14 protein-coding genes are annotated in these 15,560 nt (G+C 62.1%); 5 read left to right on the forward strand and 9 right to left on the reverse strand.

The window, feature by feature from the left end; all coding sequences use genetic code 11:
* The first annotated feature begins 43 nt into the window (after positions 1 to 43).
* From ACA046_RS29245 to ACA046_RS29260, 4 genes are read left to right on the forward strand one after another with little or no spacing between them, the layout of a single operon-like run.
* Positions 44 to 970: a DUF72 domain-containing protein gene (locus ACA046_RS29245; RefSeq protein WP_459024114.1), complete on the forward strand. Its 927-nt coding sequence runs from the start codon at positions 44 to 46 to the stop codon at positions 968 to 970.
* On the forward strand, positions 967 to 1,743 hold the full coding sequence (locus ACA046_RS29250; protein WP_459024116.1) for an endonuclease/exonuclease/phosphatase family protein: 777 nt from the start codon (positions 967 to 969) through the stop codon (positions 1,741 to 1,743). The genes ACA046_RS29245 and ACA046_RS29250 overlap by 4 nt, the downstream gene beginning before the upstream one ends.
* Positions 1,740 to 3,038, forward strand: coding sequence for a cardiolipin synthase ClsB (gene clsB / locus ACA046_RS29255; protein WP_497675456.1), 1,299 nt, complete (start codon positions 1,740 to 1,742; stop codon positions 3,036 to 3,038). Before ACA046_RS29250 ends, clsB begins: the two co-directional genes overlap by 4 nt.
* Positions 3,016 to 3,996: a lysylphosphatidylglycerol synthase domain-containing protein gene (locus ACA046_RS29260; protein ID WP_459024119.1), complete on the forward strand. Its 981-nt coding sequence runs from the start codon at positions 3,016 to 3,018 to the stop codon at positions 3,994 to 3,996. The genes clsB and ACA046_RS29260 overlap by 23 nt, the downstream gene beginning before the upstream one ends.
* On the opposite strand, the gene ACA046_RS29265 is transcribed toward ACA046_RS29260, so the two are convergent.
* The 3 genes from ACA046_RS29265 to ACA046_RS29275 all read right to left on the reverse strand — a co-directional run bounded on the left by ACA046_RS29265 (position 3,983) and on the right by ACA046_RS29275 (position 6,987).
* On the reverse strand, positions 3,983 to 4,735 hold the full coding sequence (locus tag ACA046_RS29265) for an alpha/beta hydrolase family protein (protein WP_003210032.1): 753 nt from the start codon (positions 4,733 to 4,735) through the stop codon (positions 3,983 to 3,985). The genes ACA046_RS29260 and ACA046_RS29265 overlap by 14 nt on opposite strands.
* Positions 4,725 to 5,834, reverse strand: a complete 1,110-nt coding sequence (locus tag ACA046_RS29270; RefSeq protein WP_497675457.1) for a DUF3182 family protein — start codon at positions 5,832 to 5,834, stop codon at positions 4,725 to 4,727. The genes ACA046_RS29265 and ACA046_RS29270 overlap by 11 nt, the downstream gene beginning before the upstream one ends.
* A 172-nt stretch (positions 5,835 to 6,006) precedes the next feature.
* Positions 6,007 to 6,987: a GlxA family transcriptional regulator gene (locus ACA046_RS29275; RefSeq protein WP_459024124.1), complete on the reverse strand. Its 981-nt coding sequence runs from the start codon at positions 6,985 to 6,987 to the stop codon at positions 6,007 to 6,009.
* A gap of 95 nt (positions 6,988 to 7,082) precedes the next feature.
* Between ACA046_RS29275 and ACA046_RS29280 the strand changes: the two genes are divergently transcribed.
* Positions 7,083 to 7,637 carry a cysteine hydrolase family protein gene (locus ACA046_RS29280; RefSeq protein ID WP_459024126.1) on the forward strand — a complete coding sequence of 185 codons (555 nt, stop codon included), beginning with the start codon at positions 7,083 to 7,085 and terminating at the stop codon, positions 7,635 to 7,637.
* A gap of 35 nt (positions 7,638 to 7,672) precedes the next feature.
* On the opposite strand, the gene ACA046_RS29285 is transcribed toward ACA046_RS29280, so the two are convergent.
* From ACA046_RS29285 to ACA046_RS29310, 6 genes are read right to left on the reverse strand one after another with little or no spacing between them, the layout of a single operon-like run.
* Positions 7,673 to 8,464 carry a cyclase family protein gene (locus tag ACA046_RS29285; RefSeq protein ID WP_497675458.1) on the reverse strand — a complete coding sequence of 264 codons (792 nt, stop codon included), beginning with the start codon at positions 8,462 to 8,464 and terminating at the stop codon, positions 7,673 to 7,675.
* A complete protein-coding gene (locus tag ACA046_RS29290; protein ID WP_497675459.1) occupies positions 8,461 to 9,459 on the reverse strand; it encodes a fumarylacetoacetate hydrolase family protein in 999 nt (332 codons plus the stop codon). Before ACA046_RS29290 ends, ACA046_RS29285 begins: the two co-directional genes overlap by 4 nt.
* A 26-nt stretch (positions 9,460 to 9,485) precedes the next feature.
* Positions 9,486 to 10,715, reverse strand: a complete 1,230-nt coding sequence (locus ACA046_RS29295) for an MFS transporter (protein ID WP_459024129.1) — start codon at positions 10,713 to 10,715, stop codon at positions 9,486 to 9,488.
* A complete protein-coding gene (locus ACA046_RS29300) occupies positions 10,712 to 13,132 on the reverse strand; it encodes an efflux RND transporter permease subunit (protein ID WP_459024131.1) in 2,421 nt (806 codons plus the stop codon). Before ACA046_RS29300 ends, ACA046_RS29295 begins: the two co-directional genes overlap by 4 nt.
* Complete coding sequence (locus ACA046_RS29305) at positions 13,129 to 14,184, reverse strand: WD40/YVTN/BNR-like repeat-containing protein (protein WP_497675460.1); 1,056 nt, start codon at positions 14,182 to 14,184, stop codon at positions 13,129 to 13,131. The genes ACA046_RS29300 and ACA046_RS29305 overlap by 4 nt, the downstream gene beginning before the upstream one ends.
* A complete protein-coding gene (locus ACA046_RS29310; protein ID WP_497675461.1) occupies positions 14,184 to 15,533 on the reverse strand; it encodes a DUF1329 domain-containing protein in 1,350 nt (449 codons plus the stop codon). Before ACA046_RS29310 ends, ACA046_RS29305 begins: the two co-directional genes overlap by 1 nt.
* Positions 15,534 to 15,560: the final 27 nt, after the last annotated feature.

The following is a 15,560-nucleotide window of genomic DNA, read 5'->3' on the forward strand; positions in this document are numbered from 1 at the left end:
CCTAAAACGGAGGTCACCACACAGTTAACCCACGGGAGTCATCATGGCCGCGATTCATATCGGCATTTCCGGCTGGCGCTACACGCCCTGGCGGGGGGATTTCTACCCCGAGGGCCTGACCCAGAAGCGCGAGCTGCAGTTTGCCTCACGGGCGGTCAACAGCATCGAGATCAACGGCTCGTTCTACGCGCTGCAGACACCCAAGCGCTATGCCGAGTGGTATGGCGACACGCCTGAAGGCTTCATGTTCAGCGTCAAGGCGCCGCGCTATATCACGCATATCCTGCGGTTGCGGGAGGTACACAAGCCGATGGCGAATTTCTTCGCGTCCGGCGTACTGGAGCTCAAGGAAAAACTCGGGCCGATCCTCTGGCAGTTCCCACCCAGTTTCAAATTCGACCCGCCTTTGTTTGAAGCCTTTCTCGCCGAATTACCCACTACGACCCAACAGGCCGCCGCCCTCGCCCGCGAGCATGAGCCGCGTTTGAACGGCAAGGCGAGCATGCAGGCCCACGGTAAAAAGCCGCTGCGCCATGCGGTGGAGATTCGCCATAAGAGTTTTGCCGTACCGGCGTTTGTCGAAATGCTCGACAAGCATGGCGTGGCCCTGGTGGTGGCAGACACGGCCGGCAAGTGGCCCTATCTGGAAGATGTCACGGCGAACTTTGTCTATCTGCGGTTACATGGGGACAAAGCGTTGTATGCCAGCGGCTATACGCCCGAAGCGCTCAAGCGCTGGGGAGATCGCATCGAACGCTGGAGCCACGGCAAACAGCCCACCGATGCACAGTTGATCGACCCGAAGCACAAGCCCCGCGCCCGCAAGCAACGCGAAGTGTTTTGCTATTTCGATAACGACATCAAGGTGCGCGCGCCCTTCGACGCGCGCCAATTGCTCCAGCGTTTTGGCCTGGACCAGGCATTGGCCACCGAACCCGGCACGTTGCCGGACGCGGGGGTGTTGCCATGACCCATCCGGAGCTGATGCCGACCACGCCCACCGAAACCATCACCCGCTTCAGGGTGCTGACGGTCAATACCCACAAGGGCTTCACCGCGCTCAACCGGCGCTTTATCTTGCCCGAGCTGCGGGAGGCGATTCGCAGTGTGGCCGCCGACGTGGTGTTCCTCCAGGAAATCCACGGCACCCACGAGCGTCATCCCAAGCGCTACAGCAACTGGCCGAGCATGCCGCAGTACGAGTTCCTCGCCGACAGCATCTGGCCGCAATATGCCTACGGGCGCAATGCGGTGTATCCCCATGGCGACCACGGCAACGCGTTGCTGTCGAAATTCCAGATCATCCGCTACGACAACCTCGACATTTCCCAGAGCGGCCACGAAAGCCGCGGGCTGCTGCATTGCGTGCTGCGTTTGCCGGGCAACGTGCAGGAGGTGCATGCCATCTGCGTGCACCTTGGGTTGCGGGAAGTGCATCGCCAGCAGCAGTTGCGCCTGATCACGCAGCGGATCGCCGAGATTCCCGCCGACGCGCCGGTGATTGTCGCCGGTGACTTCAATGACTGGCGCCAGCGGGCCGATCTCGCCCACTGCGGGCTGCGGGAAGTGTTTATCGAAACCCATGGCAAACCGGCCCGCACGTTCCCCGCTCGCCTGCCGCTGCTGCCGCTGGACCGTATCTATGTGCGCAACCTCAAGGTGCATCAGCCACAAGTCCTGACCAGCCGCCCATGGTCGCATTTGTCGGATCACGCGCCGCTCTCGGTGGAGATTGAACTATGAACAGCGCGCCCCTGGAAAAGGTCGCGGTAGAACATATTGCGACCGACCAACCGCCGGACGATGCCGTCGCCCGGGACCTGGATTATGGCTGGCAGAGCGGCAACCAGATTGAATTGCTGGAGAACGGCGAGGCCTACTTTCCCAAGGTGTTCGAGGCGATGCGCCTGGCTCAGCGGGAGATCCTGCTGGAGACCTTTATCTTGTTTGAAGACAAGGTCGGCCACGAGCTGAAAGACATTTTGATCGAGGCGGCGCAGCGTGGCGTAAAGGTCGTCGCGAGCCTTGATGGCTTCGGTTGCGGCGAGCTGAGCCCGGGGTTCCTCAGCGAACTGAGCCAGGCCGGCGTGAACGTGCAGATGTTCGACCCGGCGAACAAGACCCTGGGCTTTCGCACCAACTGGTTTCGCCGTCTGCACCGCAAGATTGTGGTGGTGGACGCCAGCGTCGCGTTTATCGGCGGGATCAATTTTTCTGCCGATCACCTGGGGGATTTCGGCCCCGAGGCCAAGCAGGATTATGCGGTGCAGGTCAATGGCCCGGCAGTCGCCGACCTGCATCATTTCGCCCTCGCCCAAAGTGGCCGCCGCGTGCGCAAACGCCGTGGCTGGCGGCGTGAGCAACGGCCATCGCCATGGGCCGCGGGTGACGGCGATGGGTTGGTGCGATTGATTTACCGGGACAACCTGCAACACCGTTCCGACATCGAAGAAGCCTACTTGCACGCCCTGCGCCAGGCCGAACGGCGGGTGGTGATTGCCAACGCTTACTTCTTCCCCGGCTACCGCCTGCTGCGGGAAATCCGTAATGCTGCGCGGCGCGGCGTGCAGGTGCAATTGATCATGCAGGGCCAGCCGGATGTGCTGCTGGCCAAGCTCGCCGCACGCATGCTCTATGACTATTTGCTCAAGGAAGGCGTGGTGATCCACGAGTACTGCCAGCGCCCACTGCACGGCAAGGTGGCGTTGGTGGATGAGCAATGGAGCACGGTGGGTTCGAGCAATCTCGACCCGCTGAGCCTGTCGCTGAACCTTGAGGCCAATGTGCTGATTCGTGATCGTGGCTTCAATCAGCAACTGTTCGAGCGCCTGGAATATTTGAGTCAGAACCACTGCAAGACCATGCCGGAAAACCGCACGCCTCGTGGCTGGTTCTGGCGAGTGACCGTGGGCTTCGTCGTGTTCCATGTGCTGCGGCATTTTCCATCGTGGACCGGCTGGCTGCCGGCCCACAAGCCGAGGTTGAAACCCTTCGTCCATGAGGAGCGCCCGGATCATGACGCAAGCTCGCACCGCTGAAGAAAGCGCTCAACCCGGCTTTTTCAAACGCTGGAAAAAACCGCTGACGGTGGTGTTTTTCCTGGTGTTGATCGTGTTGTTCACCCTGCTCGCCCGGCGTATCGACTGGAGCGAAGTGTTCGACACCCTTGGGGATTTCAAGCTCCGCACCTTGCTCATCGCAGGTGCGCTGACGGCGTGCAGTTTCCTGGTGTATTCCTGCTTCGATCTCATCGGCCGCACCTACATCCGCCAGCCTTTGCGTTGGAAGCAGATCCTGCCGGTGGGCATCATCAGCTACGCCTTCAACCTCAACCTGAGCGCCTGGGTCGGAGGCATCGCCATGCGCTATCGGTTGTATTCACGGCTAGGTGTGAGCAGCGGGAATATCGCAAAAATTCTCGGTTTGAGCCTGGCCACCAATTGGTTCGGCTACATGGCGATTGCCGGCGCGGTGTTCAGCAGCGGGCTGGTGACATTGCCGCCGGGGTGGAAGCTCAGCAGCGGCGCGCTGCAAGGCGTCGGTGTGTTGCTGGTACTGGCGAGCCTGGGTTATCTGCTGGCCTGTCGCTTATCGAAAAAGCGCGCGTGGTCGGTGCGCGGGATTGAAATCAGCCTGCCGTCGCTGCGCATGGCGGTGTTGCAGCTGGCACTCGGTGCGCTGAACTGGTCGCTGATGGCGGCGGTGATCTTCACGCTGCTGCCCAAGCAACTGGATTACCCGGTAGTGCTTGGGGTGCTGCTGATCAGCAGCATTGCCGGAGTGGTCACACACATCCCGGCGGGGCTTGGTGTGCTGGAGGCTGTCTTCATTGCCTTGCTGCAGCACGAAGCGTCCCGCGGCAGCCTGCTCGCGGGATTGATCGCCTACCGCGCGATCTACTTCATCCTGCCGCTGCTGGTGGCCCTGGTGATGTACCTCGCGGTGGAAGCCAAGGCCAAGGCGCTCCGGGTGAAAAAGGCGCCTACGACTGGATGATGCTCAAGCGTTCGCCCACCACCATCTCGGTGATCCAGTCCACCAGGATCGAGGTGTAGGCCTGCTGGGACACCGGGTCGCTCAGGGAGTGATCCGCACCGTCGATAATCCGGTGGGTCAGCGAGTGCGTCTGCTGGCAGGCGGCGCGGTAGCTCATGATGGTGGCGTGGGGCACATGGTCATCCGTTTCGGACTCAACGATCAGCACATCACCGGTGAACGCTGCGCAGGCATGCAGCGCGCGATTGGTTTCGGCGTGCACAAAGGTCCCGCGATAATCCATCAAGTCGGCCTTGTCGAGGTCGCGCTTGGGCTTGAGCCATTCCTGGTCGCGGTACAACGCCGGCACCCGCAGCGCCAGCCAGCGCACGGGGCGCAGCGAGGTAAGGATGGCAGCCAAATAACCGCCGTAGCTGGTGCCGACCACCGCCACCGCCGAGGTGTCGATGGCCGGGTGTGACAGCAGGCGATCATAGGCTGCGAGCAGATCGCGCAGGTTGTCTTCACGGGTGACGCGGGATAACGGAATGCCGTTGCCGGCGTGGCCGCGAAGGTCGAATGTGAGGCATACACAACCGAGTCCGGCGATGCCTTTGGCGCGTTCCAGATCACGCTCCTGGCTGCCGCCCCAGCCGTGGACAAATAACACCCCCGGTACTTTCGATTTGGGACTGAGGAAGGTCCCGCTCATCTGTTCGTCGTCGATATCAATGGCAATGGTTTCGCTTCTAGCCGTCATAAGATTTGACCGTTACGTACTTGAGAAGAAAGTCGCTGTTTTCTGCCGGGCCCCGGTACACCTCGATCGCGTCAGCGGGCAGTGGCTGGTCGATGTAGGTTTCTACCGACGAGACGTAAATTGCCCGCAGCCCTGGGTTGTTGACGAAGCTTTGCAGCGCCGCGACTTCCGCGCTGCTGGCCCCGCCCATGCGCCAGGATTGCTCGAGCACGCCACTGCGGCGCTGTCCGTCGCTGTCGAGGCCCTGGGCGATGTCGTAATTGCGCCGCGAGGCATAGAACCCGGGATACGCCTCGTCCGCCGCGTTATCGAAGGCTTGTGCCTGTTCGATAGCCAGGCGCACGTCATCAGGCAGGTCGAGCTTGAGCAGGTCTTCGTAGTAGCCCTGGACCACCAACAGGTTAGAACCACCATAGACCTCTTCGCCCTGCCCGTCCCGAGTCAGGTATTGATCACCGCAGTAGCTGATGACGTGATCACCGATAAAGCTCTGGCCCACACTGTGGGTGACCACGTCACTCAGGTCCTGCTCCAGTACCACGCCTTCGCTGAATAATTGCGCCGCGTCGGGGCGCGCGAGAATGGCGTCGAATTCATCCAGACTGCGGATCACTTCCTGGCCGCGACCGGCGCAGGCATGAACGGGCTTGAGGCGGATCGGGCCGGTGTAGAGCAAATGGGTCGCTGCCGGTCGTGCATCTTCCAGGGAGTGCACGCTCAAGCCATCCAGCACGACGTTGCGGATGCGCTCGGAGAACAGTGGCGACCAACCTTCGGGGGCAAACGCGTTCTTGTTCAACAAGCCGTGGCTGATGGCCTTGGTGCAGATGAAATCGTGATCGACATAGCCGCCCCACAGATCCTCAGGTCCTTTGACGCCCAATTGCCGCGCCTGCGCCGCGCCGACCAGCGTCTGGGTGGGTAATAGATAGAGGTCGCGCCCACTGTGCAGCTCAGGGTTATAGCTGCCGCCATATTTGAGCCCGAAGACGTGCGCCAGCCAACGGGCCAGGGCGCGGTTGGTTTCCACCTCGTGCAAGGGCGCTTGCGGACGGATTGAATGCGCCACCACGATTTTTTTGCGATTTGTCGGGGTCATGCGTCCCCCTTGGCTGTGCTGCCATGTGTGTAGGGAAACGGTAGCAGGGATCAAGCCAAGGCGGCGTTTGTTTAAACGCCCGGGGAATCAAACGGTTGCGGGAAAAGCGATAGCACTTGGCCTGCTTTATTCTGCACGAAGTGCTCAAGGTGTCGCGGCGTTCTGCACGATTTCAGGCTTGGGTCTTGGTGGGTGTCACGCCAAAACGGTTGCGGTAGTCGCTTGGCGCCAGCCCGGTGATTTTCTTGAAGGTGGCGCGGAAGGCGCCGGGGTCCTGGTAACCCACGGTCCAGGCGATGTGGTCAATGGTGCCATTGGTAAATTCGAGCATCTGCCGTGCCTTGCCGACCCGAAGGTGTTGGCAGTATTCCGTGGGTTTCAAGCCGGTGGCAGCACGGAACCGTCGCAAGAACGTGCGTTCCTCAAGGCCCGCCTGTTGCGCCATGGCAGCCAACGAAACATCCACCGCACCGCTGGTCTGCAGCCAATGCTGCACCTTGAGAATCGCGCCGTCGCCATGAGCGAGGATCGGCGCAAAGTTACTCCCGCATTCACTGGCGCTGTCGCTGTGTTCGATCACCAGGAAACGCGCAGTGCTGGCAGCGATGCTCGGGCCGAGCAAACGGTCCACCAGGCGCAGGCCCAGTTCGGACCAGGCCATGAGGCCGGCGGTGGTGATCAGGTCGCCGTCGTCGACGATGGGTTTGTCGGCTTCCAGGCGAATCGCCGGATAACGGGCGGCGAAGGATTTCGCCGACGTCCAGTGCGTCGTGGCGCTGCGACCGTCCAACAGGCCGCTTTCCGCCATCAGGATCGAGCCCACGCACACCCCGCCCAGAATGGTCCCGGAGCGATGTTGCTGGCGCAGCCAATCCAGCAATTCGGCGGACGCCTGTCCCTCGGAAAAGCCGGCAATGGAGGGTGGAATCAGCAAGGCCGTCAACCTATCCCCGCTACCGGGCTCGCTATCGAATACACGGGTCGGCGCACCGCCTGTTTCAGCCTGCCAATGGCTGATGCGCAGGGACGGCAGTTGCTCGGACTGATGCTCGGCCGCAATCCGGTTGGCGACCGCGAACAGGTCGGTCAAGCCATGCACGGCGGCCATTTGCGCACCGCTGTAGATCAGCACGCCGAGCTCGACGATCGCCATTGTCAGTTTTCCCTCTGTTATTGTCGGTGCGGCCAATCCCCAGGCGCCGCGCCAGCCAGGATACTGGACGCATCAACCCTTACAAGGAAACCAACATGGCCAAGCAAGCACTCATCCTAATCGATATCCAGAACGACTACTTCCCCCAGGGCAAGTGGCCGCTTGACGGAGTGGACGCAGCGGCGGACAAGGCACAACAAGTGCTCCAGGCGTTTCGCCAGGCCGGCGATGCGGTGATTCATGTACGTCACGAATTCACCTCCGACGATGCACCCTTCTTCACCCCGGGTTCGGAAGGTGCGCATCTGCACCCCAAAGTATTGAACCAGGCCGATGAGCCGGTGGTGCTCAAACATTTCGTCAATGCGTTCCGCGAAACCAACCTGCGGGCGCTGCTGGAACAACGCAGCATCACCGAGCTGGTGGTGGTGGGCAGCATGAGCCATATGTGCATCGACGGCGTGGTGCGCGCCGCGTCGGACCTCGGCTACAGCGTGACCGTGATCCACGATGCCTGCGCGACGCGGGACCTGGAATTCAATGGCACCACTGTGCCGGCAGCCCAGGTGCATGCGGCGTTTATGTCGTCGTTGGGGTTTGCTTATGCGAGCGTGGTGTCGGCTGAAGCGTATTTGAACGCGCAAAAATAAACCTGAAACCGTGCGGCCTCACAAGAGGCCGCCGATTAAATGGTTTCCTCGAAAATCGCTACCGCCCGCACAAAACCGGCAGAGGCGTGTTTGATCTTGTAGGGGAAACAGGACACTTCAAAACCGTGGGCCGGCAGAGCGTCCAGGTTGGCCAATTTTTCCATCTGCCCATAGCCGATATCCCGTCCAGCTTTGTGCCCTTCCCAGATGATCGAGCTATCACCGCTGGCCGCAAACCGCGCCCGGGTATGGCTGAACGGTGCATCCCAACTCCAGGCATCAGTGCCTACCACCCGCACCCCGCGCTCCAGCAAATACAAGGTGCCTTCGCGGCCAATCCCCACGCCTGCGTCCAGGTAGCCCGGCTGGCCGAACAAGGCACCGGCACGGGTATTCACCAGCACAATGTCCAGCGGCTGCAATACATGGCCGATGCGCTGCAGCTGGGCCTCGATTTGTGCAGCGCTGACCACATGGCCGTCCGGCAGGTGGCGAAAGTCGAGCTTTACGCCGGGCCGCAGGCACCAGTCCAACGGGATCTCATCAATGCCATAGGCCGGCTTGCCGCCATCGGTGGTCGAGGCGTAATGCCACGGCGCATCCATGTGCGTGCCGCTGTGGGTGGTGATGTTCAGGCGCTCGGCCGCCCAGGCCTCCTGGCCGGGCATATCGTCGATACACAGGCCCGGAAACATCGCGAGTAGCTCCTGGATACCGCCTTGGTGGTCGACGTACTCGATCTTCGGCAGCAGCGGGGGCGGGTCGGTATAGGGGTTGTTTTCAAGGGTGACCGACAGGTCCACCAGACGACGTTTGCGTTCAGTCATGAAAGCGCCTCTTGAGTGAGCAAGGTGGAGTCAACCAGGCGCTGGTCGATGGCGCCGAATACCGACTCGCCCTCGCTGTCCAGTGCTTCGATGCGTATGCGGTCGCCAAACTTCATGAACCCGGTCAGCGGCTGCCCATGGTCAATCATCTCGATGGCCCGGCGCTCTGAAATACACGCCGAACCCACAGCGCGGTCGACATTGGACACGGTGCCAGAGCCAATGATGGTGCCGGCGCGCAAGCGTCGGGTGCGCGCGGCATGGGCGATCAGGTCAGCGAAGCTGAAGCTCATTTCAGCGCCATGGGGCGCACCGAACCAGCTCTGGTTCCAGGTGACGCTCAGGGGCAGGCACACTCGCCCGTTGTGCCAGGCGGCGCCAAGCGCTTGCGGAGTGACGGCCACCGGCGAAAAACTCGACGAAGGCTTGGCCTGGAAAAACCCGAAGCCGGTGCTGACTTCGTGCAGCAGGAAGCCCCGCAGGCTGACGTCGTTGACCAACAGCACCAGCCGCACGTATTGCAATGCCTGATCGACGGGGCAGCCCATCGGTACTTCATCGACGATCACGGCGAATTCGCCCTCGAAATCGATTCCGTGATTCACGTCCGGCAAGGGCACATCGTCGCAAGGCCCGAGGAAGTCGTCGCTGGCGCCCTGGTACATCAACGGAATGCGCTCATCGGCCATGGGCGGCAGGCTGAAGGCTTTTTGCAGCAGGTGCGCATGGTTGAGAAACGCCGAACCGTCGCACCACTGATAAGCCCGGGGCAATGGCGCTGCGGCGTGTGTGGGGTCAAACGCAAACGCCTCGGACGCCTGCCCCAGGTTGAGCAACTGGTAGTGCCGGCTCAGCACCGGCTCGGCCTCGGCCCAATGCTCCAGCGCCTGTTGCAAGGTCGCAAAAGGCGGAGCGATTAACGCATGGCGCAGGTCCCTGGAGACCACTACCAACTGGCCGTCACGCAGGCCGTTTTTCAACGTAGCGAGTTTCATCGAGCATTCCTCAAGGAATTAAACGGTTAATGCAGGACCATGTCGTCCGACACTTGAATCGGATCAAGCAGCCGCACACCGGCCAGCCACGGAGCGACCAGCGAAACCAGGGCCGCCAGCAGCAGGCCCCAGCCGACCATGGCCACCGCGCCTACACGCCCATCGGACACACCGGACAACGCCATGACCAATAACGGGCTGGCAAACTGGCCGCCGAAAAAGCCCGCGTTGAACAGGCCGGTGCCTTTGCCGCGGTGTTCGAAACTCAGGGTGGAAAGTGCCCAGCTGAGCACCGTGGGCAACGCCAGCCCGCCGCCCAGGCCGTTGACCATGACGGCGATGACCGCCGTGCGGTAGTCGACGGCGTTGGCCAGCAGCAAAATGCCGATGCCGGAGACCACAAACGCCAGCGCCAGCAGCAAGCCCGGCCCGAAACGGCTCAGGCGCCGGAAGCACAGGGCACCGACAAACACCGCCGAATGGCCCAGACCGATGGCCATGCCAATGCGCTGCGGTGAATCAATGCCGATGTGCTCCAGCAAGAAACCGGTTTGTACCGGAACAATGAAAAAGCCCAGGGACGCCAGCACGGTCATGCCGCAAATCACCGACAGCGAGCGCAAGGGAAAACGCGTGCCCAGCGCCACTTCGACCGCCGCACTGGCGCCACGCAACGACTCGCGCAACGCCAGGTGCATCAACGGCGCAAGCAGCAGGCCCACGATGTACACCGCAAACGGCAGGCGCCAACCGTGCTCACCGATGATCCCGCCCAGCATGAAAAACGCAGTGGCCGAGAGTGAGGTGACGATGGTTTGCCACGACAGCAGTTGCACCCGGTCGCGGCCGTCGAAGTAGTCGCCGATCAACGCCGTGCAGCAGGTCATGATCGCTGCTTCCGCCAGGCCCAGGCCGGCGCGGCTGAGCAGGATCGCGTCGAGGTTATCCAGCACCAGCGGCAGCGGCCCGCAGATGCCATACAGCAACATCGCCAACACCAGCAGACGCTTGCGCCCGATGCGGTCGGAGAGCCAGCCGGCGAACGGCGAAAACAACGCGATCATCAGCGCCGGCAACGTCAGCACGATGGGCACGATCAGCCCCACGTTGGCGGTACCGGAAAAATGTTCGGCGATGCGCGGCAACACCGGGGCAATCAACACCCCGCCGAGAATCGGCAGGCAACTGCCGAGCAACAACAACGGGCCTGATCCGCGCGGGCGAGGCGCGGGGGCAGCTTGCGAGGACGGGTTCATGCGGGGTTTCCTATTGTTGTTATCGGGTGTTCGGAAGGTGCATCAGGCAGCAGGAAGTGCGCCAGGGCCGGCAGCAACACCAGTGCGCCGAGCATGTTCAGCAGGAACATGAAGGCCAGCAGAATGCCCATGTCTGCCTGGAACTTGATCGGTGAAAACGCCCAGGTGGCAACGCCGACCGCCAGGGTGACGCCGGTGAGCATCACCACTTTGCCAGTGAACAGTAGCGCCTGGTAATAGGCACGGGACAGGCTGTCACCTGCCTTGCGCCGCGCCAGCAAAATGCTCATGACGTACAGCGCGTAGTCCACGCCGATACCGACGCCCAAGGCAATCACCGGCAGGGTCGCTACCTTGACGCCGATGCCCAGCCAAACCATCAGCACCTCGCACAGGATCGAGGTGAGCATCAGCGGCAGGATCACGCAAACCACCGCCGCAAAGGAGCGGAAGGTCAACAGGCACAGCACGATCACCGCGCCGTAGACCCAGTACAACATGTCGTGGTTGGCCTGCTTGACCACGATATTGGTCGCGGCCTCGATGCCCGCATTGCCGGCCGCCAGCAGGAACTTCACGTCGGCGGTGTTATTGGCCTGGGCGAAGGCCTCGACTTCGTTCACCAGCCGCGTCAGCGTCACGGCTTTGTGGTCACGCAAGTAGGTGTAGAGCGTGAGGGTGTTGCAACTCTGGTTGAACAACTCACGCGGTGCGCGCCCGGTGATGGAGTTGAGCAGCGCCTGGTTCTGTGTCAGGTCATACCACTTTGGGTTGCCTTCGCTCATGCCCACCAACAGGCTGCGGTTCAGGGTGGCCAGCGACGCCGTGGACTCCACGCCCGGCAGTTGGCGCAAGCGCCACTCCAGTGCATCCACGCGCATCAAGGTGGTGTAGTCGGAACAGGAGCCGTCAGGTGTGCGCACAATCACCGCGAACACATCGCTGCTGGCGCCGTAGTGAGCCACCATAAACCCGTTGTCGCGGTTATAGCGTGAGTCGGCCCGCAGCTCCGGGGCGCCGGCGTCAAGATCGCCGACTTGCAACTGCTGGCTGATCCACCAGCCGCCGCCGGCCAGCAATGCACTGACCATCAGCGTGCCGGTGGCCCAACGGCGCTGGGTAAAGCGGTCGAGGAACGCCCACAACGGATGCTTGCGCCCATGGCGGTCAGCCTCTTCACTGCGCAGGCTGCGCGCGGCGGCCCGGGCGCTGACGCCGCAATAGCTGAGGAGAATCGGCAGCAGGATCAGGTTGGTGAACACCAGCACTGCAACACCAATGCTGGCGATCAATGCCAGGTCCTGGATGACCTTGATGTCGATCAGCATCAACACGCCAAACCCCACCGCGTCACACAGCAAGGCGGTAAGGCCGGCGAGAAACAACCGCCGAAAGGTGAAACGCGCCGCGACTTGCCGGTGCATGCCGCGCCCGATGTCTTGCATGATGCCGTTCATTTTCTGCGCGCCATGGCTCATGCCGATGGCCAACACCAGGAACGGTACAAGCACCGAATAGGGGTCGAGTTCAAACCCCAGCAACGCCACCAGGCCCAGTTGCCAGACCACCGCAATCAATGAGCAGGCCATCACCAACAAGGTGCTGCGCAGGCAGCGGGTAAATGCGTAGAGCATCAGCGTGGCGATCAGAATCGCCGCCGCAAAAAACAGCAGTACCTGGCGCAACCCGTCGATCAGGTCGCCCACCACTTTAATGAAACCGGTGATGTGAATCGTCAGGCCCTGAGCCTGGAACTCGCTGCGCAGCTGCTCCAGCTGTTGGGACAACGCGCTGTAATCGAGGGCCTTTCCGGTCTGCGCGTCGAGATCCATCAAGGGCACGAAGATCAGGCTGGAGTGGCCGTCCAGGGCGATGGTCTGGCCTATCTCACCGGAGCGGGTGACGTTGCGGCGCACCGTTTCCAGGCTGCTGGCCGAACCGTCGTAGTCATCGGGGATCACCCGACCGCCTTCCACGCCCTCCTCGGTCACCGCCATCCAGCGCATGTTGGGGGTCCACAGGGACTTCATGAAAGGCCGGTCGACACCCGGCAACAAAAATACTTTGTCGTTAAGACGGGCCAGCAACTCCAGGTAGTGCGCGTCATAGATGGAGGAGGCAGGCGCCTCAACGGCGATGCGTACCGCGTTGCCCAACCCGGTGAGTTCCTTTTGGTTGGCCAGGTAATTGGCGATATAGGGATGCCCCGTGGGAATCATTTTTTCAAAGCTGGCGTTAAGCCCAAGGCGGGTGCTGGCAGCGCCCAGGCCGAGGGTCAACAGCAGGCACAGCCACAGCACCAGGCTGCGATGGTTGAACAAAGCCCGTTCAATCAGCGAGCCGGAATCGCGATCGAAGTCCTGAAGACTGTGCTCAGGGCCGCGCTGCAGGTCGAGCGGATTACGAAGATGCGTCATTGCCCGTTCACCTGTTCCAATCGCTTGATGCCGCGCGCGCCCACCACGACCCATTGGCCGTCGCCCGCCTGGCTGAGGGAGGCCACTGCGCCAACGGCCGGCAGCCCTTGCTCACGTAAAGCAGCGCCTTCGGTACTGAGTAGAAGGTGGCCACTCTGGTCCGCGAGCATCACCCCTGCGCCGGCTGAACGCGCCGCCACCACGCTGCTGCTGAACGGGTTGTTCACTGCCTGCCATTGCTGGCCCTGATCGGTACTGCGCCAGACATTTCCGCGCAATCCCGCCACCAGGACCGAGCCATCAGCTGCCAGGTGCAGGGTAAAAAAGCTGCCGTCGTACGGGCTGGGCAACCGCGTGAAATGCGCGCCGCCGTCTGCGGATGTCCACAACGTGCCCTGTTCTCCCGCGATGAACATCCGGGTGCCTTGAGCAACGATCGCGTACAGGTGATTGCCCGCCGGGTTGTCCAGGCGGTCGACCCAGGACTGCCAGCTCACACCACCGTCTTCGGTATGCAGGATCAGGCCGAAAGCGCCCACCACCGTGCCTTCCCGTTCGTTGCTGAAATGCACGGCCAGCCAGGGTTTGTCTGCACCGTCTGCGACAAATCCCTGGGCCACCTTGAGTTGCCGCGCCGAGGCGCCCGGGGACGCTTGCACGGCATCGAGTACGAGTTGCGCGGCAACCTTGCCGTCCAGTTGAAGATGCCAGGTTTCACCACCGTCCACGGTGTGTACGATCACGCCGGCATGCCCCACTGCCCAGCCTTGCGAAGCAGTGGCAAAGCTGACCGAGGTCAGGCTTGCGCTGGTGGGCACCGGGGCTTGGCGCCAGTGTTGGCCGCTGTCGTCCGAGAGCAGGATCAAGCCCTGCTCACCGACGGCCACCAGGCGTTTTCCAGCCTGGGCGATATCGATGAGAACCGCCTGCGTCGGCGCTGTCACCTGCAACGCCGGGCGCTGCAGTACATCACTGACGGGCGCCTCGGCGGCATGCGCTGCCAGGCAGATGCCCAGCACGCCCAGCGCCAGCCATACGGGTTGCCCACGCATCAACGCACACCATCGGCAGCCAGGCCGTCCGGGCTGAAATCACTGTCGGGGAACGGTGCGACCACTTCATTGTGCACGCGCTTTTCGGTGACCACGTTGTGGGCCATCCAGGCTCCGGTCTGCAGGTCGTACTGGCCGTATAAACCACGCACCAGCCCGGGTAATTGCGGCATCAGGTACGGCAGTTGAAAGTAGGTGCGCCACAATTGGTGGTTAGCGTCCCAGCTATCGCCAAGTACGGCCATCCAGGTGTCTTCGTCTACGTAGAAGCGGCGCTTGGGCATGCTGTGGCGTTTGCCGGCGACCAGGTTGCCTTCAATCACCCACACGCGATGCAGTTCCCAGCGCATGTGGTCGGGGTTGAGGAAGCGCTCGCCAAGGATCGCGTCGTCCTTGGCCGGTTGCAGGATCTTGTTGCTGTTGTAGGGAATCAGCATTTCCTGCTTGCCGACGATCTTCCAGTCATAACGGTCGAGCGGGCCGGTGAATACCGAGACCTCGTCGAAGTTAGCCACGCCCGAACTGGTGGGCGTGGGCGTGTCGTAAGACGACACCGGCAGTTTGCGCACACGGCGCTGGCCAGCCAGGTAGACCCAGGATTGCGGGCCGCCGTTGGCGTAATCCAGCGGTTCACGGCCCAGCAAGGCTTCACCGGCACGTTGCGGCGGACCGAGGTTGACCAGGCGGGTCATCCAGTACACCCCTTTGTATTCGGGTTTACCGTCCTGGAAGTAATACGGCATCTCGCGCTGCGCCTGTACCGTGGCTGACAGAATGCGCTGGCCGCTGGCGGTGATCACGTACACGTTGTAGTCGTTCTTCCAGGCCACACCGCGCCAGCTCAGGTGATGGTTCCAGATCACTTCGGCGCCGGTGGTCGGGATCGGGAACGGAATGCCGCCACTGGCGCCTTCCAGGGTGTTGCCCTCATGGGTGAGGCGCGCGCCGGTGGCGTTTTTCAGGGTGTTGTCGTAGACCCATTGCGGCGCGGCGGCGGTGCGTCGGCTCGGGTACACGTCGATGCGGTAGGTCGGGTATTTGGCGAAGAGCGCTTTTTGCCCATCGCTGAGTTTGTCGGCGTACTGCGCGACGTTTTGCGGGGTGACGGAATACAGCGGCTTGTCACTGGCAAAGTAGTCCGGCAGGCGCGGGCCGGGGTTGACGCCAGCCGGTACCTGGGTAAAACCCTTGTCCCATGCGGGAATACTGCCATCGGCGTTGCCGGCGCGCTCGGCGCCTAACGGCGTCAGCGTGGACTTGAGTTGCTGGGCCTCGGCGTCAGTTGCAGCCCAGCCTGCGGGCGCAACGGCCACCAACAGACCCGCGAGCATCAACGGTTGGAGTTTCATGAAACGCACCTCTGTTTATTGTTGTTA

The sequence above is a fragment of the Pseudomonas sp. LBUM1641 genome, from assembly GCF_059716235.1.

Excerpts from the sequence above, each read along its gene's own strand:
- ACA046_RS29250 (WP_459024116.1), top strand. The coding sequence starts at position 967 with ATGACCCATCCGGAGCTGATGCCGACCACGCCCACCGAAACCATCACC.
- ACA046_RS29275 (WP_459024124.1), bottom strand. The coding sequence starts at position 6,987 with ATGGCGATCGTCGAGCTCGGCGTGCTGATCTACAGCGGTGCGCAAATG.
- ACA046_RS29260 (WP_459024119.1), top strand. The coding sequence starts at position 3,016 with ATGACGCAAGCTCGCACCGCTGAAGAAAGCGCTCAACCCGGCTTTTTC.
- ACA046_RS29270 (WP_497675457.1), bottom strand. The coding sequence starts at position 5,834 with ATGACCCCGACAAATCGCAAAAAAATCGTGGTGGCGCATTCAATCCGT.
- ACA046_RS29290 (WP_497675459.1), bottom strand. The coding sequence starts at position 9,459 with ATGAAACTCGCTACGTTGAAAAACGGCCTGCGTGACGGCCAGTTGGTA.
- ACA046_RS29310 (WP_497675461.1), bottom strand. The coding sequence starts at position 15,533 with ATGAAACTCCAACCGTTGATGCTCGCGGGTCTGTTGGTGGCCGTTGCG.
- clsB (WP_497675456.1), top strand. The coding sequence starts at position 1,740 with ATGAACAGCGCGCCCCTGGAAAAGGTCGCGGTAGAACATATTGCGACC.
- ACA046_RS29265 (WP_003210032.1), bottom strand. The coding sequence starts at position 4,735 with ATGACGGCTAGAAGCGAAACCATTGCCATTGATATCGACGACGAACAG.
- ACA046_RS29285 (WP_497675458.1), bottom strand. The coding sequence starts at position 8,464 with ATGACTGAACGCAAACGTCGTCTGGTGGACCTGTCGGTCACCCTTGAA.
- ACA046_RS29305 (WP_497675460.1), bottom strand. The coding sequence starts at position 14,184 with ATGCGTGGGCAACCCGTATGGCTGGCGCTGGGCGTGCTGGGCATCTGC.
- ACA046_RS29300 (WP_459024131.1), bottom strand. The coding sequence starts at position 13,132 with ATGACGCATCTTCGTAATCCGCTCGACCTGCAGCGCGGCCCTGAGCAC.
- ACA046_RS29280 (WP_459024126.1), top strand. The coding sequence starts at position 7,083 with ATGGCCAAGCAAGCACTCATCCTAATCGATATCCAGAACGACTACTTC.
- ACA046_RS29295 (WP_459024129.1), bottom strand. The coding sequence starts at position 10,715 with ATGAACCCGTCCTCGCAAGCTGCCCCCGCGCCTCGCCCGCGCGGATCA.
- ACA046_RS29245 (WP_459024114.1), top strand. The coding sequence starts at position 44 with ATGGCCGCGATTCATATCGGCATTTCCGGCTGGCGCTACACGCCCTGG.